A 22,880-nucleotide genomic window follows, 5' to 3' on the forward strand; every position below is an offset into this window, starting at 1 on the left:
CAGCTACCGCTGGGAGGTGCCCCCAGGCAGGCGGGAATTGTGAGGATCTTCGGGAAGGTACGGCATCGGCCCTCCGCCTCGTGGCGGCAGGCCACCGACCGCGCGTTCACGCTGATCGGCGACGGGCGGTACGAGGACGCGGGCGCGCTCCTGACCAGAGCGGCAGACCTGGAACCCTGGCTGTCCGAGTCCTGGTTCAACCTGGCCCTGCTGCACAAGTTCCGCCACGACTGGGAGCAGGCACGGGCCGCCGGGCTGCGCGCCGTGGCCCTGCTGGACCGCGAGACCGGCGCCCCGGACTGGTGGAACGTGGGGATCGCCGCGACCGCGCTCCAGGACTGGCCGCTGGCCCGGCGGGCCTGGCAGGCGTACGGCCTCAAGGTCCCCGGCGACCCGCACGGGGCCGCGGCGGGCGCCGAGCCCGTCGGCATGGAGCTGGGCAGCGCCGCCGTCCGGCTCTCGCCGGAGGGCGAGGCCGAGGTGGTGTGGGGCCGCAGGCTCGATCCGGCCCGGATAGAGGTCCTCTCGATCCCGCTGCCCTCCTCCGGGCGGCGCTGGGGCGAGGTGGTGCTGCACGACGGCGTCCCGCACGGCGAGCGGATCACCGCGGCCGGGCCCTCGTACCCGGTCTTCGACGAGATCGAGCTGTGGGCGCCCTCGCCGGTGCCGACCTGGGTGGTCCTGCTGGAGGCGGCCACCGAGGCCGACCGGGACGCGCTGGAGCAGCTGGCCTCGGACGCGGGCTTCGCCGCCGAGGACTGGTCCTCGTCGGTGCGCCTGCTGTGCCGGACCTGCTCGGAGAGCGCGATGCCGAGCGACGAGGGCGACGGCGAGCACCTGGACCCGCACGACCACAGCGAGCCCGGCCACCCCGGCCCGCTGGGGCACCGCACGGCCGGCTCGGGTTCCTTGTGGGTGCCCGAGCGGGAATGCGGGATCGCGGCGCCGGCCGGTCTGGTGCGCGGACTCCTGGACGGGTGGGTGGCGGACAGCCCCGACAGCCGCGAGTGGCGCGATCTCGAAGAGGTCTGCTGAGCGGGGGCCGTAGGCTGTACCGGTCACATCGGTGACTCGGAGACTTACGGAAGGCGTACGGCGGACATGGCCCAGCAGGAGAACCAGGTTGTCCCGGTCGACGACGAAGGCTACGTCGTGGACACCGAGGACTGTGAGGCACGCGAGCTCGCCCACCGTGAGCGCGGCACCTCCCGCCCGATCACGGTGGTCGGCAACCCGGTCCTGCACCGGGAGTGCAAGGACGTCACGGAGTTCGGCGACGAACTGGCGCAGCTGATCGACGACATGTTCGCCAGCCAGAAGACCGCCGAGGGCGTCGGGCTGGCCGCGAACCAGATCGGCGTCGACGCCAAGGTCTTCGTCTACGACTGCCCGGACGACGAGGGCCGGCGCCACACCGGCGTCGTCGTCAACCCGAAGCTCGTGGAGCTGCCGGCCGAGGCGCGCGTCCTGGACGACTCCAACGAGGGCTGCCTGTCGGTGCCGACCGCCTACGCGGCGCTGGCCCGCCCGGACTACGCCGAGGTCACGGGCCAGGACGCGCAGGGCAACCCGATCAAGGTGCGGGGCACCGGCTACTTCGCCCGCTGCCTCCAGCACGAGACGGACCACCTCTACGGGTACCTGTACATCGACCGGCTCTCGAAGCGGGACCGCAAGGACGCGCTGCGGCAGATGGCCGAGGGCACCCCGCGCTACGAGACCGTCCCGAACGAGTAGCCGCCGCAAGAGATATGGGGAAGGCCCCGCACCGGGCAGGTGCGGGGCCTTCCCGTTGCCGGGCCCGGCTCAGAAGTCCTCGTCGAGGTCGACCGTGCCCTCGACGGCGACCTGGTAGGCCGACGGGCGGCGCTCGAAGAAGTTCGTCAGCTCCTGGACGCCCTGGAGCTCCATGAAGGAGAAGGGGTTCTGCGAGCCGTACACGGGCGGGAAGCCGAGGCGGACCAGGCGCTGGTCCGCGACGCACTCCAGGTACTCGCGCATCGACTCGGTGTTCATGCCCGGTAGGCCGTCACCGCACAGGTCGCGGCCGAACTGCAGCTCCGCCTCCACGGCCTCCTTGAGCATGTCGGTGACCTGCTGCTGGAGGGCGTCGTCGAAGAGCTCCGGCTCCTCCTTGCGGACCGTGTCCACGACCTCGAAGGCGAAGTTCATGTGCATCGTCTCGTCGCGGAAGACCCAGTTCGTACCCGTCGCCAGACCGTGCAGCAGACCCCGCGAGCGGAACCAGTAGACGTACGCGAACGCGCCGTAGAAGAACAGGCCCTCGATGCAGGCGGCGAAGCAGATCAGGTTCAGCAGGAAGCGGCGGCGGTCGGCCTGCGTCTCCAGCCGCTCGATCTTCTCGACCGAATCCATCCACTTGAAGCAGAACTGCGCCTTCTCGCGGATCGACGGGATCTCCTCGACCGCGTCGAACGCCGCCGCCCGGTCGTCCGGGTCGGGCAGGTAGGTGTCGAGCAGCGTCAGGTAGAACTGGACGTGCACGGCCTCCTCGAACAGCTGGCGCGACAGGTACAGGCGCGCCTCCGGGGAGTTGATGTGCTTGTACAGGGTCAGCACGAGGTTGTTCGAGACGATCGAGTCGCCCGTCGCGAAGAACGCGACCAGCCGGCCGATCATGTGCTGCTCGCCCGGCGTCAGCTTCGCGAGGTCGGCGACGTCCGAGTGGAGGTCGACCTCCTCGACCGTCCACGTGTTCTTGATCGCGTCGCGGTAGCGCTCGTAGAAGTCCGGGTAGCGCATCGGGCGCAGGGTCAGCTCGAAGCCCGGGTCGAGCAGGTTCTTGTCGGTGTTGGAGCTCATTACTGGCAGGCCTCGCAGGACTCGGGGTTTTCCAGGGAGCAGGCCAGCGCGTCGGCGTCGACGGCCTGCGGGAGGGTCGTGGCGGCGGCCGGGGCGGCGGCGCCGGACGCGGCGCGGGCGATCTTCGTCGCCGGGCGGGAGCGCAGGTAGTACGTGGTCTTGAGGCCCTGCTTCCAGGCGTACGCGTACATCGAGGACAGCTTCCCGATGGTCGGCGTCTCCAGGAACAGGTTCAGCGACTGCGACTGGTCCAGGAACGGCGTACGGGCCGCCGCCATGTCGATCAGGCCGCGCTGCGGGATCTCCCACGCCGTGCGGTACAGCTCGCGCACCTCGGCCGGGATCCAGCCGAAGCCCTGCACCGAGCCGCTGGCCTCGCGCAGCGCCTCGCGGGTCTGCGCGTCCCACACGCCGAGCTTCTTCAGCTCGGCCACCAGGTACGCGTTGACCTGGAGGAACTCACCGCTCAGCGTCTCGCGCTTGAAGAGGTTCGAGACCTGCGGCTCGATGCACTCGTACACGCCCGCGATCGAGGCGATCGTCGCCGTCGGGGCGATGGCGAGCAGCAGCGAGTTGCGCATGCCGGTCTTCGCGACCCGGGCGCGCAGCGCGTCCCAGCGTTCCGGCCAGTTCAGCTCGACGTCGTAGTGGTCCGGGTGCAGGACACCGCGGGCCGTACGGGTCTGCTCCCAGGCGGGGAGCGGGCCGCTGCGCTCGGCGAGGTCGCAGGAGGCCTCGTACGCGGCCAGCATGATCCGCTCGGAGAGCTTCGTGGACAGGGCCTTCGCCTCGGGGGAGTCGAAGGGCAGCTTCAGCTGGAAGAAGACGTCCTGGAGGCCCATCGCGCCCAGACCCACCGGACGCCAGCGGGCGTTGGAGCGGCCGGCCTGCTCGGTCGGGTAGAAATTGATGTCCACGACGCGGTCGAGGAAGGTGACGGCGGTGCGGACGGTCTCGTCCAGCCGCTCCCAGTCGATCTCCCCGTCCACCACGAAGGCGCCCAGGTTGACCGAGCCGAGGTTGCAGACCGCGGTCTCGCCGTCGTTGGTGACCTCGATGATCTCGGTGCACAGGTTGGAGGAGTGGACGACCGTGCCGGGTTCGGCGGTCTGGTTCGCCGTCCGGTTGGAGGCGTCCTTGAAGGTCATCCAGCCCTGGCCGGTCTGCGCGAGGGTGCGCATCATCCGGCCGTACAGGTCGCGGGCGGGCATGGTCTTGCGGGCCAGGCCGGCCGCTTCGGCCTTGCGGTAGGCGGCGTCGAAGTCGTCGCCCCACAGGTCGACCAGTTCGGGCACGTCGGCGGGGGAGAACAGCGACCACTCGGCGTCGGCGTTCACCCGGCGCATGAACTCGTCCGGCACCCAGTGGGCCAGGTTCAGGTTGTGCGTACGGCGCTGGTCCTCACCGGTGTTGTCGCGCAGTTCGAGGAACTCCTCGATGTCCGCGTGCCAGGTCTCCAGGTAGACCGCGGCGGCACCCTTGCGGCGGCCGCCCTGGTTGACGGCGGCGACGGAGGCGTCGAGGGTCTTGAGGAACGGGACGATGCCGTTGGAGTGGCCGTTGGTGCCGCGGATCAGCGAACCGCGGGCGCGGATGCGGGAGTACGACAGGCCGATGCCGCCGGCGTGCTTGGACAGCCGGGCGACCTGGTGGTAGCGGTCGTAGATCGAGTCGAGCTCGTCCAGCGGGGAGTCCAGCAGGTAGCAGGAGGACATCTGCGGGTGCCGGGTGCCGGAGTTGAAGAGGGTGGGGGAGGACGGCAGGTAGTCCAGGCGGCTCATCAGCCGGTACAGCGAGGCCACTTCCTCGACGGCGCCCACGCTGTCGTCCGCCGCGAGGCCGCAGGCCACGCGGAGCATGAAGTACTGCGGGGTCTCGATCACCTGACGGGTGATGGGGTGGCGCAGCAGGTAGCGGCTGTGCAGGGTGCGCAGGCCGAAGAAGCCGAAGCGGTCGTCCGCGCCCTCGACGAGCGCGTGTTCGACCAGCGCGTCGAGGCGGCTCGCGTGCGCGGCGACGAACTCGGCCGTGCGGTCGGCGATCAGGCCCTCGCGGTGGCCGACCGCGACGGACGCGGCGAAGGAGGTCGCGCCCTGGCCCGCGGCCTCGTCGCGCACGGCCAGCGTCAGCAGGCGCGCGGCCAGCCGGGAGTACGCCGGGTCCTCGGAGATCAGTCCGGCGGCGGCCTCGGTGGCCAGCGAGCGCAGTTCGGCCTCGTCCGCGGCGGCGCTGCGGCCGCGCAGGGCGGCGGCGGCGACCCGGCCGGGGTCGGTGTCGGGGAGGTCCGCCGTCAGCTCGGTGAGGGTGCGCAGCAGCGCGGCCCCATGGCCCCCGCCGGTGGTTGCGCTGTCGGACGGGTCGGACTCGGCGCGCGGTGCGGCGGGCGCGATGGTCACGGGGGAGCTCTCCCTCACTCGGCTCCGGGGCACCTTCGGTGCGGGGCGCGAGCGGGCGCGCGCGGGCGCGTCCCCGGCTCCGGGCACGCTTGCGCCGCGCTGCGTCCACCGGCCCAACCGCGAGGCCCGGACGTGGCTGTACCCGGTTCGGTCGAGCCGGGCTCGCTGTCGGCAGGTCCTCGGACTTGCGCATGCACCAATGGGCACAGTTCATACCGTTGCGGGACAGTTCCGGATTCGCACCGGATTCCCCTGCGGCGACAGCGAGCACGAGCATACATGTGGGGGCCCCCTCCTGGGCGACCCCCTAGATGTTGTGTCGCGCCCCGACTACAGCGCGAGACCGTACGTGAGCAAAGGGAGGTCGGGGACGGGCTCCCAGTCCCGCTCCGGGGTGCGGACGAAGCCCAGGCGCTCGTAGATCCGGTGCGCGCCGAGCATGTCCGGCGTGGTCGACAGCACGAGTCGCCGTACGCCCTCCAGGGCCCGGGCGTGGTCGATGCAGGCCCGGACCAGTGCCTCGCCGGCGCCCCGGCCGCGGCCCTCGCGGGCGACCGCCAGCATCCGGAACTCGGCCTCGTCCGGGCCGGCGATGTCGCAGAACGGACTGCCCGGAGCGGCGAAGGTCACACCGCCCACCACGCGCCCGTCGCCGAGCGCGGCGACGAACACCTCGGCGGCCGCGGCCCGTCCGGCCACGTCCCGGAGCCTGGCGAGGTACGGATCGTCCTCGCCGTAGGTGAGCAGCCCGTCCCCGAGGTAGGCCGCGGCGGTGATGTCACCGAGCGCTTCGTACTCCGAGGGCAGGGCCCGTCTGATGGTGATGTCCATGGACCGAGTGTGCCCCGGGGGCAGCGCAAGGGCCGCCGCGTTTTCCCGGGGGAGACGCGGCGGCCCGTGGCGGTTCAGCAGCAGCGGAAGCCCTCGCGCGGGTCGGCTTCGCGGGCGTCCGTGCGGGCCCGCTCGAAGGCGCGCCGGGTGAGGACCGGGGCGTCCGGGTCGTGGGAGCGGGCGTGGGCCGTGTAGCGGTCGTACGCGGCCTCGCCGGTGAACTCCCGTACGTAGTGCGCGGCCTTGGCCAGCGCCGCCCGGACGCCGCTCACGCCACCGGCTCCTTGACCTTGCCGCCGCCGGAGTCGAGCCCGGCCGCGGCCAGCTCCGCCCGCTCCTCGGGGGTCGCGATCAGACCCGCCGGGGCGACGATCTTCGACTCGGTCCAGGGGACTTCGGTGAGGGAGACGTCCTGCGGCGCGCGGACCGCCTTGACGCAGGTCCGGGCGGCGTCCACCAGGACGATGACGATCAGCAGGGCGAACAGCACCGACAGGACGCCGTCCACCGTGGCGTTGGTGACCACGGTGTGCATCTGCGCGAGGTCCTTCGCCGGCTTGATGACCTTTCCGGCGTCGATGCCGTCCTGGTACAGGTCGCGCTGCGCGAAGAAGCCGATCTTCGGGTTGTCGGAGAAGACCTTCTGGTAGCTGGCGGTGAGGGTCACCGCCACGTCCCAGGCCAGTGGGACGCCGGTCACCCATGCCCACTTGAGCCGGCCGGACTTGACCAGCAGCGTGGTGCAGACCGCCAGGGCGACCGCCGCGAGCAGCTGGTTCGCGATGCCGAACAGCGGGAACAGCTGGTTGATGCCGCCCAGCGGGTCCTCGACGCCCACCCAGAGGAAGTAGCCCCAGCCGCCGACGACCACGGCGCTGGCGATCCACACACCGGGCTTCCAGCTGACGTCCTTGAAGGACTTGTGCAGGTTTCCGAGGGTGTCCTGGAGCATGAAGCGGCCGACGCGGGTGCCGGCGTCGACCGTCGTCAGGATGAACAGGGCCTCGAACATGATGGCGAAGTGGTACCAGAAGGCCTTCATCCCGGCCCCGCCGATGACGGAGGAGAAGATCTGCGACATTCCGAGTGCGAAGGTCGGCGCACCGCCCGTACGGGACAGCAGGGTGGTTTCCTCGACGTCCTTCGCGGCCTGGGCGAGGGCGTCGGGGGAGATGGCGAAGCCGAAGTGGGTCACCGCCTGGGAGGCGGTCTCGACGGTGGCGCCGACCACCCCGGCGGGGGAGTTGACCGCGAAGAACAGGCCCGGCTCGATGATGCAGGCGGCGATCACGGCCATGACGGCGACGAAGGACTCGGTGAGCATCGCGCCGTAGCCGATGACCCGGACCTGGGTCTCCTTCTGGATCATCTTCGGGGTGGTGCCCGAGGAGACCAGCGCGTGGAACCCGGACAGCGCACCGCACGCGATGGTGATGAAGACGAACGGGAACATCGAGCCGGCGAAGACCGGGCCGTCCCCGCGCGAGGCGAAGTCGGTGACGGAGGGCATCTTCAGCACGGGCATCGCGATGACCACGCCGACCGCCAGCAGCGCGATGGTGCCGACCTTCATGAAGGTGGAGAGGTAGTCGCGCGGGGCGAGCAGCATCCACACCGGCAGCACGGAGGCCACGAAACCGTAGGCGACCATCCAGATGACCAGCGTCTGCTTGTCCAGGGTGAAGACGTCGGCGAAGGAGGAGTCGGCGACCCAGCCGCCCGCGACGATGGCGAGGAGCAGCAGGGCGACACCGATCAGCGAGACCTCGGTGATCCGTCCCGGCCGCAGGACGCGCAGGTAGAAGCCCATGAACAGGGCGATCGGGATGGTCATGCCGATGGAGAAGACGCCCCAGGGGGAGTCTGCCAGCGCGTTGACGATGACCAGGGCCAGCACCGCCAGCAGGATGATCATGATGACGAACACGGCGACCAGCGCCGCCGCCCCGCCGACCGGGCCGATCTCGTCACGGGCCATCTGGCCCAGCGAACGGCCGTTGCGGCGGGTGGAGAAGAACAGCGTCACCATGTCCTGGACGGCGCCCGCGAAGATCACGCCCGCCACGATCCAGATGGTCCCCGGCAGGTAGCCCATCTGCGAGGCGAGCACCGGGCCGACCAGCGGGCCCGCGCCGGCGACGGCGGCGAAGTGGTGGCCGAAGAGCACCCGGCGGTCGGTGGGGTGGAAGTCGACACCGTTGTCGAGGCGTTCGGCGGGGGTGGCCCGGGTCTTGTCCACCTTCAGGACGCGGTCCGCGATGAAGCGGGCGTAGAAGCGGTAGCCGATGGCGTACGAGCCCAGCGCTGCGGCGAGCAGCCAGGCGGCCGAGATCTCCTCACCGCGCGAGAGGGCCAGCACGCCCCAGCCGATGGCCCCGATCAGGGCCACGAGCACCCACACGGCGACCGACTTCGGCGAGAGCCCCCCTGACGAGGCTCCCGCCGTCTCCCGTGTCGTGCCCGTTGCTTCCGGTTCCGGCATGATCCTCGTCCCCTCGTTGATCACTGCTGAGCGCAGGGAATCTACGGGGACCCGACCGGTGGACGTAAGCCCCCGTCCGTATAGCGGTACGAGCGTCCACCGAGGGTCGTTCAGGAGTCAATGAGGTATCAGGGGGCGGGCCGCCGAAGGCGGGCAACAAACTTGTAACGGTCGCCGCGATACACCGAACGTACCCATTCGACCGGCTCGCCGTCGGCGTCCAGCGAATGCCGGGAGAGCATCAGCATCGGCAGGCCGACGTCCGTGCCGAGCAGTCCGGCCTCGCGCGGGGTGGCCAGCGAGGTCTCGATCGTCTCCTCGGCCTCGGCCAGGCGCACGTCGTACACCTCGGCGAGGGCCGTGTAGAGGGAGGTGTACTTGGCCAGCGAACGGCGCAGCGCGGGGAAGCGCTTGGCCGAGAGGTGGGTGGTCTCGATGGCCATCGGCTCGCCGCTCGCCAGGCGCAGCCGTTCGATGCGCAGGACGCGCCCGCCGGTGGAGATCTTGAGGAGCCCGGCGAGGGTGTCGTCGGCCGTCACGTAGCCGATGTCCAGGAGCTGGGAGGTCGGTTCCAGGCCCTGGGCGCGCATGTCCTCCGTGTAGGAGGAGAGTTGCAGCGGCTGGGAGACCTTGGGCTTGGCGACGAAGGTGCCCTTGCCCTGGATGCGTTCGAGCCGGCCCTCGACCACGAGCTCCTGCAGGGCCTGGCGGACGGTGGTCCGCGAGGTGTCGAACTCGGCCGCGAGCGTGCGCTCGGGCGGCACGGGGGTGCCGGGCGGCATGGTATCGGTCATGTCGAGCAAGTGCCGCTTGAGTCGGTAGTACTTGGGAACCCGGGCCGTGCGAGTGGCCGCCCCGCCTTCCGGCTCCGTGGTCGCCCCTTCGGTGGCCATCGCCGCCCGCCTTCCCGACTCCAGTTTCGCTGCCGTCACCGGCTCCTCCGATATGTGCGGTCACATCGTGACACGGGTGGGAGGACAGGCCTCCTTCCTCCCCCAGGTGTCGGTCCGGTAACGGACCGATCACCCGCTCATTAGACCCTTGACACCCCTAAAGGTCTAGGCCAAGCTCCGGTTACTGGTCTACACCAATATGGATCGGATCCCGGCCCCACGCTCAGTACTTCGCGTATGTCACCGCGGCGGGCAAGGGACGTGCATGAAGGCATCCCTGAGGAGGGTGGCGTGAAGCGCAAGCTCATCGCGGCGGTTGGAGTCGCGGGCATGGTGATCGGCCTGGCGGCCTGCGGTGGCTCGGACGGCAAGGGCGGGGACACGGCCGACAAGGCGTCCGGGGCCAAGGAGCTGACGGTCTGGCTGACGGTCGATGCCCAGAAGAACTGGCCCGAGCTGGTCAAGGCGGCCGACGACGCGATCGTCGCGAAGCACCCCGGCCTCACCATCAAGCACGAGTACTACGGCTGGCCGGACAAGAACGCCAAGCTGGACGCCGTCCTCGCCACCGACAAGGCCCCCGACGTGGTCGAGATGGGCAACTCCGAGATGATCGGCTACATGTCGACCGGAGCCTTCTCCGAGGTCGACCCGTCGAAGTTCGACAACTCCGCCGCCTGGCTGGACGCGCTGAAGCAGTCGGTCACCTACGACGGCAAGACCTACGGCGTCCCCTACTACGCCGGTGGCCGGGTCGGCACCTGGCGCAAGGACCTGGCCGCCGAGGTCGGCGTCACCGCCGCCCCGAAGAGCTGGGCCGACCTGACCTCCGCCCTGGACAAGATCCAGGCCGCGAAGGGCGACAAGTTCAGCGCCCTCTACCAGCCTTCCCCCGACTGGTACGCCGCGATGTCCTTCGTCTACGACGCGGGCGGCGCCATCGCCAAGAAGGACGGCTCCACCTGGAAGGGCTCCCTGTCCTCCCCCGAGTCGGTCAAGGGGCTCAAGCAGTACAAGGAGCTCCTCGACAAGTACATGCACGCGGACAAGACGAAGGACGAGTCCGACCGCCCGGTCGTCTTCGGCCAGGGCAACGCCGCCGCCATGTTCGCCGCCGCGTGGGAGGGCGCCGACGCGGCCGACCCCAAGAGCGACAAGGTCGGCGGGCTGAAGGACAAGGTCGAGAACTTCGTGATGCCCGGCCCGAACGGCAAGAACCTCCCGGTCTTCCTCGGCGGTTCGGACCTGGCGGTCCCGTCCAAGTCCAAGGCCAAGGACATCGCGTCCGAGTGGATCAACGCCTTCACCGGATCCCAGGGTCAGAAGGGCCTGATCGGCAAGGGCAACCTGCCGAACAACAAGACGGACCTCGGCCCGCTCAAGGCCGACCCCAAGACGGAGGTGCCGGCCACCGCGGCCGAGTCCTCCTGGTTCGTCCCGACCGCCCCCGGCTGGGGCCAGGTCGAGAAGGGCAAGGTCCTCCAGACCATGCTCCAGGACATCGGCACCGGCAAGAAGTCGGTCGAGGACGCGGCCAAGGCCGCCGACGTCGAGATCGACAAGGTCATCAACACCAAGTGACCTGAAGTGAGGGGCCCCGCCGGACCGGCGGGGCCCCGCTGCCCGTCAAGAGAGGGACCCCCGAGGAGCACGCGATGAGTGCCGCACAGACAACCACCGCCGATCTGCCGCCGGCCCGGCGGCAGGATTCCACCGGACCCGGGACGGGCAAGACCTCCGCGCCGCGACAGCGGGGCCGCAAGGGTCCCGGCGCGACCCCCTGGCTGCTGCTGGCCCCCTGCCTGGTGATCATCGTCCTCGTCATGGGGTACCCGCTGTTCCGGCTGGTGTCCCTCTCCTTCCAGAGCTTCGGCAAGTCCGAGCTCTGGGGCTTCAAGGACGCGGAGTTCATCGGGTTCGACAACTTCACCAAGGTCCTCGGCGACGGCGTGTTCTGGTCCGTCGTGCTGCGCACCATCGTCTTCGCGGCCGGCGCGGTCGTCCTGACCATGGTCATCGGCATGCTCGTAGCCCTGCTGCTCCAGAAGGTCTCCAGCTGGGTCAAGGCGCTCATCAGCGTCGCGCTGGTCGCGAGCTGGGGCATGCCCATCATCGTCGCCACCGCCATCTTCAAGTGGATATTCGACGCCGATTACGGCGTCCTCAACTACCTGATGAGCCGGCTCCCCGGCGTCGACATGATCGGCCACAACTGGTTCGCCGGCGGTCCGCAGGGCCTCGCCGTGATCATGCTGCTCGTGGTCTGGGGCGCGGTGCCCTTCGTCGTCATCACCCTCAGCGCGGGCCTGACCCAGGTGCCCAAGGAGCTGGAGGAGGCGGCGCGCCTGGACGGCGCGGGCGCCTGGGGCGTGTTCCGGCACGTCACCCTCCCCATCCTCAAGCCGATCATCGTGATGCTGACGACCCTCTCGGTCATCTGGGACATGGGTGTCTTCCCGCAGGTGTTCGTGATGCGCAACGGCAACCCCGAGGCCGAGTTCCAACTACTGACCACCTACTCGTACAAGCAGGCGTTCGTGGTCAACGACTACTCGGGCGGCTCCGCGATCGCCCTGGTGACCGTCCTGCTCCTGCTCGCGGTGGTCGCCGTCTACATGCGCCAGATGCTCAAGATCGGAGAGGTGGAGTGACCTCGACCACCGCGACCCCCAGCGCCCCCCGCTCCAAGCAGCGCAACAAGTCCCGGCTCGGCTGGAACCTCATCGGCCTGCTGGTCTTCGTCACCGCCGGGTTCCCGGTCTACTGGATGCTGAACACGGCGTTCAAACCCGCCAAGGACGCGATCGATCCGCACCCGCACTTCTTCCCGACCACCTTCACGCTGAGCAACTTCAAGCGGGCGCTGGAGATCTCCGACTTCTGGGGACCGGTCGGGCGCAGCCTGATCGTGTCGCTGACCGTGGTCGTCATCGGCATCGTCGTGGGCATGCTGGCCGCCCTCGCCATCTCCCGGTTCGCCTTCCGCGGCCGCAAGATCGTGATCGTCGGCATCCTCGCCGTCCAGATGATCCCGCTCGTCGCGATGATCATCCCGGTCTTCCTGCTCCTCAACGACCTCGGCCAGTACGACAAGCTCAGCGGCCTGATCATCACCTACCTGACCTTCATCCTGCCCTTCACCGTCTGGACGTTGCGCGGCTTCATCGTCAACATCCCCAAGGAGCTCGAAGAAGCGGCCATGGTCGACGGCTGTACGCCGACCGGCGCCTTCCTCCGCGTCGTCTTCCCGCTGCTCGCCCCGGGCATGGTCGCCACGTCCGTCTACGGCTTCATCCAGGCGTGGAACGAGTACCTGTACGCCCTGATGTTGATGAGCCAGCAGAACCAGACGGCCACCGTCTGGCTCGGCAACTTCACCACCCTGCACGGCACCGAGTTCGCCCCGATGATGGCCGGCTCCACCATGATGGCGCTCCCCATCGTGATCCTCTTCCTGATCGTCCAGCGCAAGATGGCCGCTGGCCTCACCGCCGGCGCCGTGAAGGGATAACGGCCCATGACTGTCCTCGCGCACCAGACGGACACGCTCACCCGCGATGCCCTCGCGGTCCTCCAGCCCGGCTTCGAGGGCACCACCGCCCCCGCCTGGCTGTTGCGCCGGCTCGGCGAAGGCCTGCACTCCGTCGGCCTCTTCGGCCGCAACATCACCTCCCCCGACCAGCTCGGGCGGCTCACCGCGCAGCTGCGCGCCGAGCGGGACGACGTCCTGGTCGCCATCGACGAGGAAGGCGGCGACGTCACCCGCCTGGAGGTCCGCGACGGCTCCTCCTTCCCGGGCAACCTGGCCCTGGGCTCCGTCGACGACACCGGCCTGACCCGGGACGTCGCCCGCGAGCTCGGCCGCCGGCTCGCCGCCTGCGGGGTCAACCTCAACTGGGCGCCGTCCGCCGACGTCAACTCCAACCCCGACAACCCGGTCATCGGCGTACGGTCCTTCGGCGCCGACCCGCACCTCGCCGCCCGGCACACCGCCGCCTGCGTCGAGGGCCTCCAGGCCGCCGGGGTCGCGGCCTGCACGAAGCACTTCCCCGGCCACGGCGACACCAACGTCGACTCGCACCTCGCCCTGCCGCGCATCGACGCCGACCTGGACACCCTGACGGCACGTGAACTCGTCCCGTTCAAGGCCGCCGTCGAAGCCGGCACCAAGGCCGTCATGAGCGCGCACATCGTGGTCCCCGCCCTAGACCCCACCCGCCCGGCCACGCTCAGCCCGCACATCCTGACCGGCCTGCTGCGCAAGGAACTCGGCTACGAGGGCCTCATCGTCACCGACGGCATGGAGATGAACGCCATCGCGGGGACGTACGGCATCGAGCGGGGCTCCGTGCTCGCCATCGCCGCCGGCGCCGACGCGATCTGCGTGGGCGGCGGACTCGCCGACGAGGGAGTCGTCCTGCGGCTCAGGGACGCGCTGGTCGTCGCCGTACGCGAGGGCGCGCTGTCCGAGGAGCGGCTGGCCGACGCCGCCGCCCGGGTCCGCGACCTGGCCGAATGGACCCGCGCGAAGCGGGCCGCCGCGATGCCGGGCGCGCCGGAGGGGAGCGCGCCCGGCATCGGCCTGACGGCGGCCCGCCGGGCCCTGGTGCTGACCGGCCGGGCGAGCGCCGTCGGCGCCCCGTACGTGGCCACGTTCGCCCCGCAGGCCAACATCGCGGTGGGAGACGAGACCCCGTGGGGCGTGGCCGCCGAGCTCGCTGCGCTGGTCCCCGGCACCGCGGCGGGCGTCTACCCCGAGGGGGCCGGCGCGGCGCAGGTGCTGGCCGCCGCGGGGGACCGCACGGTCGTCGCGGTGGTCCGGGACGCGCACCGCCACCCCTGGATGACCGAGGCGCTGGACGCGCTGGTCGCGGCCCGGCCGGACACCGTGGTGGTGGAGATGGGGCTGCCCCGGGCCGAGCCGCGCGGGGCCCTGCACATCGCGACCCACGGTGCCTCACGGGTGTGCGGCCGGGCGGCCGCGGAGGTCATCGCGGGCGCGTAGCACCCCGTACGCACGAAGGCCGGGCCCCGTGGAGGGGGCCCGGCCTTCTTGCCGGTGCTACAGGCCCTGCCAGGCGGGCTTGGCGGCGTAGGTCTGGCGGAAGTAGTCGGCCAGCTTCAGCTTCGAGGCGGCGGCCTCGTCCACGACCACGGTCGCGTGCCGGTGCAGCTGCAGCGCGGAGGCCGGGACGAGGGCCGATACCGGTCCCTCGACGGTCTGGGCGACGGCCTCCGCCTTTCCTTCGCCGGTGGCGAGCAGGACCAGGTGGCGGGCGTCGAGGATGGTGCCGATGCCCTGGGTGATGACGTGGTGCGGGACCTGGTCTATGTCGCCGTCGAAGAAGCGGGCGTTGTCGACGCGGGTCTGCTGGGTCAGCGTCTTGATCCGGGTGCGCGAGGCGAGCGAGGAGCAGGGCTCGTTGAAGCCGATGTGCCCGTCCGTACCGATGCCGAGCAGCTGGAGGTCCACGCCGCCGGCCTCGGCGAGGGCGCGGTCGTAGGCCTCGCAGGCGGCCACGATGTCATCGGCGGAGCCGTCGGGGCCCATGAAGGAGGCCTCGGTCAGCCCGAGGGGTTCGACCACCTCGCGCAGGACGACGGCGCGGTAGGACTCCGGGTGCCCGGCCGGCAGGCCGACGTACTCGTCCAGCTGGCAGATGCGGGCCCCGGAGACGTCGGCCTCGCCGGCCCGGACCTTGGCGGCGAGCGCCTCGTAGACGGGCAGCGGGGTGGAGCCGGTCGCCACCCCGAGCAGGGCGTCGGCCTTGCGGCGGACCAGGGCGGCCATGGCCTCCGCGATGAGCTCGCCGCCTGCCTTGGCGTTGGGGACGATGACAACTTCCACGCGGGGCCTGCCGATCTGGAGAGGGTGGTGTGGTATAGACCAATCTAACAGAACCGGGCCCGGGTCCGGCGGGCCTTTCGCCCTCTCTTCCATGGTGATCCGATTCCTGCCGGGTGGCCTCCCGGCGGCCCTACATCAGCGCGAGCTGGAGGCCGCCCGTCGCGTCGAGGTGCTTGCCCGTCATCCAGCGGGAGTCCGGCGAGGCCAGGAAGGCGACGATGTCCGCGACCTCCTGCGCCGTGCCGGTGCGGCCGAAGACCGAGCGGGCCGAGACGTGCGCCCGGGCCGCCGGATCCGCCAGCCAGCCCGCGTTGAGGTCGGTCTCGATGATGCCCGGGCCCACCGAGTTCACCGTGATGCCGCGGGGTGCGAGCGCGGCGGCCAGTGACACGGTCAGGGCGTTCGCGGCCCCCTTGGCCGTGATCGTCGCCAGGATCGCCGGCAGCGCGATGTCCGGCGTGCCCGTCACGTTCACGATCCGGCCGCCGTCCCGCAGCCGGGCCAGTCCGTGCTTGATCACGAAGAACGGCGCCTTCGCGTTGAGCGCGTGCGCGCGGTCGTAGGCCTCCTCGTCCGTCTCCTCGATGCCCCCGAAGGCGGCCGCCCCCGCGTTGTTGACCAGGATGTCCAGCTCCGGACCGGCCGCCGGGTGGGCGTCGTACGCGGCCCAGAGCGCCCGCGCGTCGCCCGGGACCCCGAGTTCCGCGCCGATCGCGAAGGCCCGGCCGCCCTCCGCCTCGATCGCGTCCACCGTCTCCGCCGCCGCCGCCGCGTCGTGGCCGTAGTGCACCGCGACCAGGGCCCCGTCCCGTGCCAGCCGCTGTGAAACGGCCCGGCCGATGCCCCGGCTGCCGCCCGTGACCAGTGCCGTCTTCGCCTTGAGCACGCCCATGACGCGCCCCCCTTCGCAATCTCTAGTGGTCGATACAGAAAGGACCGTATCAGATTCACTAGCGGCCGCTATAGAATGAGGGCATGGTGACCGGACAGCGCGGCAGGCCCCGATCCTTCGACCGCGACACCGCCCTGGACACGGCCATGCGGGTCTTCTGGGAGCGGGGCTACGAGGCGACCTCGATCGCCGATCTGACGCGGGAACTGGGCATCGGCGCCCCCAGCCTCTACGCGGCCTTCGGCGACAAGCGCACGCTCTTCGACGAGGCGGTCTCCGCGTACGGCGACCGGTACGGCGGCTTCGCGGCCGTCGCCCTCGCCGAGGAGCCCACCGCGGGCGCGGCCGTACGGCGGATCCTGCGCGAGGCCGCCGACATCTACACCGACCCGGCCCACCCCAAGGGCTGCATGGTCATCAGCGCGGCCGTCAACACCACCGCGGACGCGGTGGCCGAGGCCCTGCGGGAGCGGCGCAACGCCAACCTGGTGATGTTCGAGCGCCGGATCGAGGCGGACGTCGCCACCGGTGCACTGCCCGTCGACACGGACGCAGGGGCGCTGGCCCGCTACGTCGGGGCGGTGCTCCAGGGAATGTCCCAGCAAGCGCGTGACGGGGCCGGCCAGGAGGAGCTGGAAGCGATCGCGGAGACGGCGATGCGGGCCTGGCCGCGCTAGGCGACCCGTAGGAGCCCTTGTCTTCATTTCCTCTGGGCCACGGTGCAGGACGGGACCCTCAACCCGTCCGGCACCGTAGCCCGGAGTACTTACGGCCGGCGGGTGTGCGGTTCCCGGCGGCCGGTGGGAGGTGGCCTGCGCGGTCAGGGCAGAGCGCGCGGCAACCTCTATCCGTCCTCCTGTGCGGGGAGGGCGGAAGCTTAAACCATTGTGGACTAGACCAATCTGTCCTGTCCATCCAAGGACAGGGGTTGTAATCCCGTCACTTCCTCCAACAGTACGCGGCGCGGGGGCCTCCTGGATACTCCTGGGTATTCGCCGTGGGGAAAGTCATGGACGTACCCGGGGTACGCTCGGCGCGTGCCCTCCATGAACGACCTCGTACGCCAGCACACCGCTCTCAGTGAAACCGACCTGGAGTGGCTGCACCTGCTGGTCTCGGAGTGGCAGCTGCTCTCCGACCTGTCCTTCGCGGACCTCGTGCTCTGGGTTCCCACCCTGGACGGCACCCGGTACGTCTCGGTCGCGCAGATGCGTCCGAACACCGGCCCCACCTCGTACCAGGACGACATGGTCGGCCACCTGGTCCCGCGCGGCCGCCGTCCGCTCCTCGACGCGGCGCTCGACGAGGGCCGGATCGTCCGCGAGGGCGACCCGGAGTGGCGCGAGGAGGTCCCGGTACGCGTCGAGTCGATCCCCGTCCGGCGCGAGGGCCGGGTACTCGGAGTGATCGCGCGCAACACCAACCTGCTCACCGTGCGTACACCGAGCCGGCTGGAGCTCACCTACCTCCAGTCCGCCTCCGACCTGGCCCAGATGATCGCGGCGGGCTCCTTCCCCTTCCCCGGCCAGCAGGTCGACATGGACGCCTCCCCGCGCGTCGGGGACGGCCTGATCCGGCTCGACGCCGAGGGCGTGGTGACGTACGCGTCCCCGAACGCGCTCTCCGCCTACCACCGCCTCGGGCTCGCCTCCGACCTGGTCGGCCAGCACCTCGGCACCACCACCGCCGAACTGGCCCCCTCGCGGGGCCCGGTGGACGAGGCACTGGTGAAGCTGGCCAGCGGCTGGGCGCCGCGCGAGACGGAGATCGAGGGCAACGGCGGGGTCATCCAGCTGCGCGCCATCCCGCTCAAGCCCAAGGGCACCCGCATCGGTTCGCTGGTGCTCTGCCGGGACGTCACCGAACTGCGCCGTCGCGAGCGGGAACTGATCACCAAGGACGCGACCATCCGGGAGATCCACCACCGGGTGAAGAACAACCTCCAGACGGTGGCCGCGCTGCTGCGCCTCCAGTCCCGCCGGATGGATTCCGCGCAGGGGCGCGAGGCGCTGAACGAGGCCGTGCGGCGCGTCGGTTCGATCGCGATCGTGCACGAGACGCTCTCTCAGAACCTGGACGAGCGCGTGGAGTTCGACGAGATCGCCGACCGGGTCATCGCGATGGTCGCCGAGATCTCGCCCGGCAAGGTCGCGTGCCGGCGCACCGGCCGGTTCGGAATCCTGGACGCGGAGGTCGCCACCCCGCTCTCGATGGTGCTGACCGAGATCCTCCAGAACGCCCTGGAGCACGCCTTCACCCAGGGGGAGGGCGGCACGGTCGAGGTGTCCGCCACCCGCTCCGGCACGGGCCGGGCCGACGCGCGGCTGCTGATCAAGGTGCTGGACGACGGATGCGGTCTGCCCGAGGGCTTCGACCCGCAGCGGGCCGGCAACCTCGGGCTCCAGATCGTCCGCACCCTGGTCGAGGGAGAGCTCGGCGGCACGTTCGACATGGTCCGGGCCGAGCCGCACGGCACCCGGGTCGTCCTCGACATCCCGGCCAGCCCGCAGAAGTAGGGCGACCGGCGGTAACGCAGCGCAGCGACGGGTTTCTCACCCAGCGTGACGAAGGCCCGGCCTTGCGGCGCCGCGCGGGGCCCGCACAGCACTGAGCCCCGGACCGATGGTTCCCGGTCCGGGGCTCAAGAGCACGGTGCTGAGCGCTTCTCAGGGTTCTACGCGCTGCGGCTCGAGGCTCGAAAGTCGATGTCAGGCGCTGGCGTTGCGCGCCCGGTTGCGAGCGGCGCGGCGCTTCATGGCGCGGCGCTCGTCCTCGCTGAGACCGCCCCAGACGCCGGAGTCCTGACCGGACTCGAGCGCCCACTGCAGGCACTGCTCCATGACGGGGCAGCGGCGGCAGACGGCCTTGGCTTCCTCGATCTGCAGCAGCGCAGGACCGGTGTTGCCGATGGGGAAGAAGAGCTCCGGGTCTTCCTCGCGGCAAACGGCGTTGTGACGCCAGTCCATGGCTGCTCCATCTCCTTGTATTGCGGGCAGGTTGCTTGTGAATGTGAACGCTTTCACGAATCCCCCCGTGAGGGAAGGGCTGACCCCCGGAAGACGACCGGGGGAGTCCGAAGATTCGTGGTGGGGTTCTGGCGGTCTGTGTGGGTGCCGGGTTGTGCGGGCTGTCCCGATCGCCATGTAGAGATTCGCAAACCTCGGACGGGGATACAACCCCTTCCGGAAAGTTTTTTTGGATTCGTCGGTGTCGACTAGGTCACAGCCCTAGTTCCTGGGGGTGTACCGGCGTGTAAACGTTCGAGTGAAAGGACTTTGGCCCCTTCTACTCACACAATCACACGCAGTGCACGGCGAACGCCTGTGAACCGAACGCTGGTGCGCAGTCCCAGGTGGTCCCCGTCCATCTGGAACGGGAGCGGAACCTTCGAATGCAAGGTGAAGTCGGTCAGATCGTGCAGAGTCACCGCGTGCTTGCCCTGCGGACCGCGCTCAGGAGTCGAGGTCAGGAGCTGTGTGGCGTACTTGGCGACCGCCGGAGTTGACAAACGGTTCAGGGCCAGTACGTCAAGTGCGGTGTCGAAGGACGCGTCCGGGGACGCGTACAGCGGACGGTTGCCCAGGTACGTCCAGGGCGAGGTGTTGCAGACTATCGACAGCACCAGGTCCTTCACGGGATCCGCGCCGGGCCGCTCCAGGGTGACCGTCCCGTGCCGCCGGTTGGGTTCGTCGAGGAACTGGCGCACCAGCTGCCGTACGTAGAGGGCGTGCGTCGAACGCTTGCCGCGCTCGCGCTGCTGCTCGACCCGGCCCACCACCCCCGCGTCGAAACCGAAGCCCGCGCAGAACGTGAACCAGCGCGCCGGAACCGACTCGTCCTCCGTGCCGGGAGTCCCGGCCGCCAGCCCCAGGCCCACCGTGCGCTCGCGCTGCTCCCGCAGTGCGTCCAGCAGGGCGCCGGTCGCCTCGACCGCGTCGTTGGGCAGGCCGAGCGCGCGGGCGAACACGTTCGTCGACCCGCCCGGAACCACCGCCAGTCTCGGCAGCCGGTCCGGGTCGGGGCCGTCGTGCAGCAGCCCGTTGACCACTTCGTTGACCGTGCCGTCGCCGCCCAGGGCCACCACGAGGTCCAGCCCCTCGTGGGCCGCCCGGCGTCCCAGGTCGCGGGCGTGGCCCCGGTACTCGGTGGTCACCGCCTCCAGCTTCATCTCGCTGGCCAGCGCGTGGGTGAGGACGTCACGCGTACGCGCGCTCGTGGTCGTCGCTGCTGGGTTGGCCACGAGGAGTGCACGCATGAACGCCAGCCTACCCACCGGCTCGCAGGTGGCCCGTAACTGCCTGCCCCCTCCCGCCTCGGGTGCCGTCCGCCGCGGCCCCGGGCGGGGCGCGGCTACCCTGCTGGAGTGAGTGAGAAGCCGACCCCCCATGCCCCTGCCGCCGCCGCGGCCCCCGGCGGCGCGCCCGCCGCGCTGCCCGGCCGGCTGACCGTCGCCGCCGTACTCTGCGCGCTCCAGGGCCTGGCCCTGGCCGGCCTCGGCGGTTACCTGCTGTACCTCGGAGCCGCCGGACACGTCGACTCCGCGCAGCAGGCCGAGACCGGCGGTCTGACCCTGCTCGCGCTCGCCGCGCTCCCGCTGATCGCGGCGCGCGGGCTGCGCCTGGGCCGCCGGTGGAGCCGGGGTCCGGCGCTGATCACCCAACTGATGGCGCTGCCGGTGGCGTGGACGCTGTGGAGCGCCGGCGGGGCGCTGACCGCCGCCGCGGTGGCCCTGGCGGCGGCCGCGCTGGCGGTCGTGGTCCTGCTGGTGAACCCGACGGCGACCGCGGCCCTGGGCATCGGGCCTGCGGCTTAGGCGCTCACTCCTCGACGAGGAGCTTCTCTCGCAGCTGGGCCAGGGTGCGGGCCAGCAGCCGGGAGACGTGCATCTGGGAGATGCCGACCTCCTGCGCGATCTGCGACTGCGTCATGTTGCCGAAGAAACGGAGCAGCAGGATCCGCTTCTCCCGTGGCGGCAGTCCCTCCAGCAGCGGCTTGAGGGACTCGCGGTACTCGACCCCCTCCAGCGCCTCGTCCTCCGAGCCCAGGGTGTCCGCGACCGCCGGCGACTCGTCGTCCGTGTCGGGGACGTCCAGCGAGAGCGTGCTGTAAGCATTGGCCGATTCCAGCCCCTCCAACACCTCTTCCTCGGAGATCCCGAGCCGCTCGGCCAGTTCGTGGACCGTGGGGGACCGGCCGTGCTGCTGGGAGAGTTCCGCCGTGGCCGTGGTCAGCGAGAGCCGCAGCTCCTGCAGGCGCCGGGGCACCCGTACCGCCCAGCCCTTGTCGCGGAAGTGCCGCTTGATCTCACCGACGACCGTGGGCGTGGCGTACGTCGAGAACTCCACGCCCCGGTCCGGGTCGAACCGGTCCACCGACTTGATCAGGCCGATCGTCGCGACCTGCGTCAGGTCGTCGAGCGGCTCGCCGCGGTTGCGGAACCGCCGGGCCAGGTGCTCGACCAGCGGCAGGTGCATCCGGACCAGGCGGTTGCGCAGCTCGGCCCGCTCCGGCGAACCGTCGGGCAGCTCCCGCAATTCGAAGAACAGGGCCCGCGCGCCGCTGCGGTCGCGCGGATCCGGCAGTGCCGGAGCCGCCTGCGCCACGGCCGCGGGTGGCTGTGAGGATTGTGGTTCGTCGTGCTGGTTCTCGCTCATAGGGCCCGCCCGTCGCTCCGCCGAGTCCAAAAAGCCGTCTTCCGCATCCGCGTCAGCCGGGTGCGGCCGGGCGTGCTGCTGCTCCGGGATGCCGCCGTCGACCTCATGCCGTACCCGGGGCCGATCCCCGCCCCGCACCGGGATCTCCCCGCCGCTCACGCCGGGCCTGGCCCCGCGCCGCGCTGTTTGTAAAGGCTGATGCACACGGTGCGGTTCTCCTCGACCGTCGCCTCGACCTTGCCGGCCAGGGCCGACAGGACCGTCCACGCGAACGTGTCGCGCTCGGGCGCGCGGCCGTCCGTGGTCGGCGCGGAGACGGTGACCTCCAGCGAATCGTCGATCAGCCGGAACACGCAGCTGAGGACGGAGCCGGGCACGGCCTGCTGGAGCAGGATCGCGCAGGCCTCGTCGACCGCGATGCGGAGGTCCTCGATCTCGTCGAGGGTGAAGTCCAACCGTGCCGCGAGACCGGCCGTGGCCGTGCGCAGCACCGACAGGTAGGCACCCGCAGCCGGCAGCCGGACTTCGACGAAGTCCTGGGTCGCGGGCTCGCCTGCGATCTGGGACACCCTCACCTCCAAGGTGGTACGAGCTCTGTTCGCCGGTGACGCTACCGCGATCCGGGCGATCGTGTCGCGGCACCCCTCGTGGCACCCGCCGTGAGCGCCCGGGCCACCCGCCGCTGCTGCGGACGGTGACCGATGGTAAACCCATGGGTACGCACAGTGGCTAGGGGTCTGCGGGCCCAATTCGGGGGAACCGGCGGAGGGTTGACCTACCCCGCCTCAGACGATCGAACCGTCGACAAAACACCACCGCCACGTCTCGCCCGGTTCGAAGCTGCGCATCACCGGATGGCCGGTGTCGCGGTGGTGCGCCGTGGCGTGCCGGTAGGGCGAGGAGTCGCAGCAGGCCACGTATCCGCACCCCAGGCACATCCGCAGTTGCACCGGATGGCTGCCGAGTGCCAGACATTCCGGGCAGGTCAGGGCAAGCGGGACGGGCTCGGGGCGCGGCAGTTCGGCAACGTGGGTGCACTCGCTCATGATGGCCAGCGTACT

At 70.7% G+C, this 22,880-nt stretch carries 22 protein-coding genes and 1 riboswitch; of the genes, 9 read left to right on the top strand and 13 right to left on the bottom strand.

The window, feature by feature from the left end; genetic code table 11:
* The first annotated feature begins 39 nt into the window (after positions 1–39).
* Both ACZ4M3_RS07195 and def read left to right on the top strand, forming a co-directional pair.
* The gene (locus tag ACZ4M3_RS07195; protein WP_453357033.1) at positions 40–1,035 is read left to right on the top strand and encodes a tetratricopeptide repeat protein; all 996 of its coding nucleotides are present in this window, start codon (positions 40–42) and stop codon (positions 1,033–1,035) included.
* Between the two features lie 66 nt (positions 1,036–1,101).
* Entirely contained in the window at positions 1,102–1,737 is a 636-nt protein-coding gene (gene def / locus ACZ4M3_RS07200; protein ID WP_467730607.1) for a peptide deformylase, read from the top strand.
* A gap of 69 nt (positions 1,738–1,806) precedes the next feature.
* Here def and ACZ4M3_RS07205 read toward each other — a convergent pair whose 3' ends face one another.
* The 6 genes from ACZ4M3_RS07205 to ACZ4M3_RS07230 form a co-directional block, all read right to left on the bottom strand.
* Entirely contained in the window at positions 1,807–2,823 is a 1,017-nt protein-coding gene (locus tag ACZ4M3_RS07205; RefSeq protein WP_467730608.1) for a ribonucleotide-diphosphate reductase subunit beta, read from the bottom strand.
* Complete coding sequence (locus tag ACZ4M3_RS07210) at positions 2,823–5,219, bottom strand: ribonucleoside-diphosphate reductase subunit alpha (RefSeq protein WP_467730609.1); 2,397 nt, start codon at positions 5,217–5,219, stop codon at positions 2,823–2,825. The genes ACZ4M3_RS07205 and ACZ4M3_RS07210 overlap by 1 nt, the downstream gene beginning before the upstream one ends.
* A 153-nt stretch (positions 5,220–5,372) precedes the next feature.
* Positions 5,373–5,496, bottom strand: a riboswitch (cobalamin riboswitch).
* A gap of 53 nt (positions 5,497–5,549) precedes the next feature.
* The gene (locus ACZ4M3_RS07215) at positions 5,550–6,050 is read right to left on the bottom strand and encodes a GNAT family N-acetyltransferase (RefSeq protein ID WP_467730610.1); all 501 of its coding nucleotides are present in this window, start codon (positions 6,048–6,050) and stop codon (positions 5,550–5,552) included.
* Positions 6,051–6,124: 74 nt separating this feature from the next.
* On the bottom strand, positions 6,125–6,322 hold the full coding sequence (locus ACZ4M3_RS07220; RefSeq protein ID WP_467730611.1) for a CstA-like transporter-associated (seleno)protein: 198 nt from the start codon (positions 6,320–6,322) through the stop codon (positions 6,125–6,127).
* Entirely contained in the window at positions 6,319–8,532 is a 2,214-nt protein-coding gene (locus ACZ4M3_RS07225; RefSeq protein ID WP_467730612.1) for a carbon starvation CstA family protein, read from the bottom strand. The genes ACZ4M3_RS07220 and ACZ4M3_RS07225 overlap by 4 nt, the downstream gene beginning before the upstream one ends.
* A gap of 128 nt (positions 8,533–8,660) precedes the next feature.
* Positions 8,661–9,425, bottom strand: a complete 765-nt coding sequence (locus ACZ4M3_RS07230) for a GntR family transcriptional regulator (RefSeq protein ID WP_467730829.1) — start codon at positions 9,423–9,425, stop codon at positions 8,661–8,663.
* A gap of 291 nt (positions 9,426–9,716) precedes the next feature.
* On the opposite strand from ACZ4M3_RS07230, the gene ACZ4M3_RS07235 reads away from it, so the two are divergent.
* From ACZ4M3_RS07235 to ACZ4M3_RS07250, 4 genes are all read left to right on the top strand, one after another.
* Positions 9,717–11,006, top strand: coding sequence for an extracellular solute-binding protein (locus ACZ4M3_RS07235; RefSeq protein WP_467730613.1), 1,290 nt, complete (start codon positions 9,717–9,719; stop codon positions 11,004–11,006).
* Positions 11,007–11,080: 74 nt separating this feature from the next.
* Positions 11,081–12,076, top strand: a complete 996-nt coding sequence (locus ACZ4M3_RS07240) for a carbohydrate ABC transporter permease (RefSeq protein WP_467730614.1) — start codon at positions 11,081–11,083, stop codon at positions 12,074–12,076.
* Positions 12,073–12,936 carry a carbohydrate ABC transporter permease gene (locus tag ACZ4M3_RS07245; protein ID WP_467730615.1) on the top strand — a complete coding sequence of 288 codons (864 nt, stop codon included), beginning with the start codon at positions 12,073–12,075 and terminating at the stop codon, positions 12,934–12,936. The genes ACZ4M3_RS07240 and ACZ4M3_RS07245 overlap by 4 nt, the downstream gene beginning before the upstream one ends.
* Positions 12,937–12,942: 6 nt before the next feature.
* The gene (locus tag ACZ4M3_RS07250; RefSeq protein WP_467730616.1) at positions 12,943–14,430 is read left to right on the top strand and encodes a glycoside hydrolase family 3 protein; all 1,488 of its coding nucleotides are present in this window, start codon (positions 12,943–12,945) and stop codon (positions 14,428–14,430) included.
* Between the two features lie 57 nt (positions 14,431–14,487).
* Here ACZ4M3_RS07250 and nagB read toward each other — a convergent pair whose 3' ends face one another.
* Both nagB and ACZ4M3_RS07260 read right to left on the bottom strand, forming a co-directional pair.
* A complete protein-coding gene (nagB, locus tag ACZ4M3_RS07255) occupies positions 14,488–15,273 on the bottom strand; it encodes a glucosamine-6-phosphate deaminase (protein WP_467730617.1) in 786 nt (261 codons plus the stop codon).
* Positions 15,274–15,403: 130 nt separating this feature from the next.
* On the bottom strand, positions 15,404–16,165 hold the full coding sequence (locus ACZ4M3_RS07260) for an SDR family oxidoreductase (protein ID WP_467730618.1): 762 nt from the start codon (positions 16,163–16,165) through the stop codon (positions 15,404–15,406).
* Between the two features lie 83 nt (positions 16,166–16,248).
* Between ACZ4M3_RS07260 and ACZ4M3_RS07265 the strand changes: the two genes are divergently transcribed.
* Positions 16,249–16,842 carry a TetR/AcrR family transcriptional regulator gene (locus ACZ4M3_RS07265; protein ID WP_467730619.1) on the top strand — a complete coding sequence of 198 codons (594 nt, stop codon included), beginning with the start codon at positions 16,249–16,251 and terminating at the stop codon, positions 16,840–16,842.
* 369 nt (positions 16,843–17,211) lie between these two features.
* On the top strand, positions 17,212–18,681 hold the full coding sequence (locus ACZ4M3_RS07270; protein ID WP_467730830.1) for a sensor histidine kinase: 1,470 nt from the start codon (positions 17,212–17,214) through the stop codon (positions 18,679–18,681).
* 192 nt (positions 18,682–18,873) lie between these two features.
* Here the strand turns inward: ACZ4M3_RS07270 and ACZ4M3_RS07275 are convergent, their stop codons facing one another.
* Positions 18,874–19,131 carry a WhiB family transcriptional regulator gene (locus tag ACZ4M3_RS07275; protein ID WP_003953983.1) on the bottom strand — a complete coding sequence of 86 codons (258 nt, stop codon included), beginning with the start codon at positions 19,129–19,131 and terminating at the stop codon, positions 18,874–18,876.
* Between the two features lie 323 nt (positions 19,132–19,454).
* Positions 19,455–20,420 (bottom strand): diacylglycerol/lipid kinase family protein, encoded by a 966-nt coding sequence (locus ACZ4M3_RS07280; protein WP_467730620.1) that lies wholly within the window; start codon positions 20,418–20,420, stop codon positions 19,455–19,457.
* A 108-nt stretch (positions 20,421–20,528) separates the two neighbouring features.
* Here ACZ4M3_RS07280 and ACZ4M3_RS07285 point away from each other — a divergent pair, with 108 nt between their 5' ends.
* The gene (locus ACZ4M3_RS07285; protein WP_467730621.1) at positions 20,529–20,978 is read left to right on the top strand and encodes a hypothetical protein; all 450 of its coding nucleotides are present in this window, start codon (positions 20,529–20,531) and stop codon (positions 20,976–20,978) included.
* A 4-nt stretch (positions 20,979–20,982) separates the two neighbouring features.
* Here ACZ4M3_RS07285 and ACZ4M3_RS07290 read toward each other — a convergent pair whose 3' ends face one another.
* From ACZ4M3_RS07290 to ACZ4M3_RS07300, 3 genes are all read right to left on the bottom strand, one after another.
* Positions 20,983–21,963 carry an RNA polymerase sigma factor SigF gene (locus ACZ4M3_RS07290; protein ID WP_467730831.1) on the bottom strand — a complete coding sequence of 327 codons (981 nt, stop codon included), beginning with the start codon at positions 21,961–21,963 and terminating at the stop codon, positions 20,983–20,985.
* Positions 21,964–21,974: 11 nt separating this feature from the next.
* Positions 21,975–22,388 (bottom strand): ATP-binding protein, encoded by a 414-nt coding sequence (locus tag ACZ4M3_RS07295; RefSeq protein ID WP_329198175.1) that lies wholly within the window; start codon positions 22,386–22,388, stop codon positions 21,975–21,977.
* A 216-nt stretch (positions 22,389–22,604) separates the two neighbouring features.
* Positions 22,605–22,865, bottom strand: coding sequence for a UBP-type zinc finger domain-containing protein (locus ACZ4M3_RS07300; protein WP_467730622.1), 261 nt, complete (start codon positions 22,863–22,865; stop codon positions 22,605–22,607).
* Positions 22,866–22,880 lie beyond the last annotated feature (15 nt).

It is taken from the genome of Streptomyces sp. NPDC026522 (genome assembly GCF_055567555.1).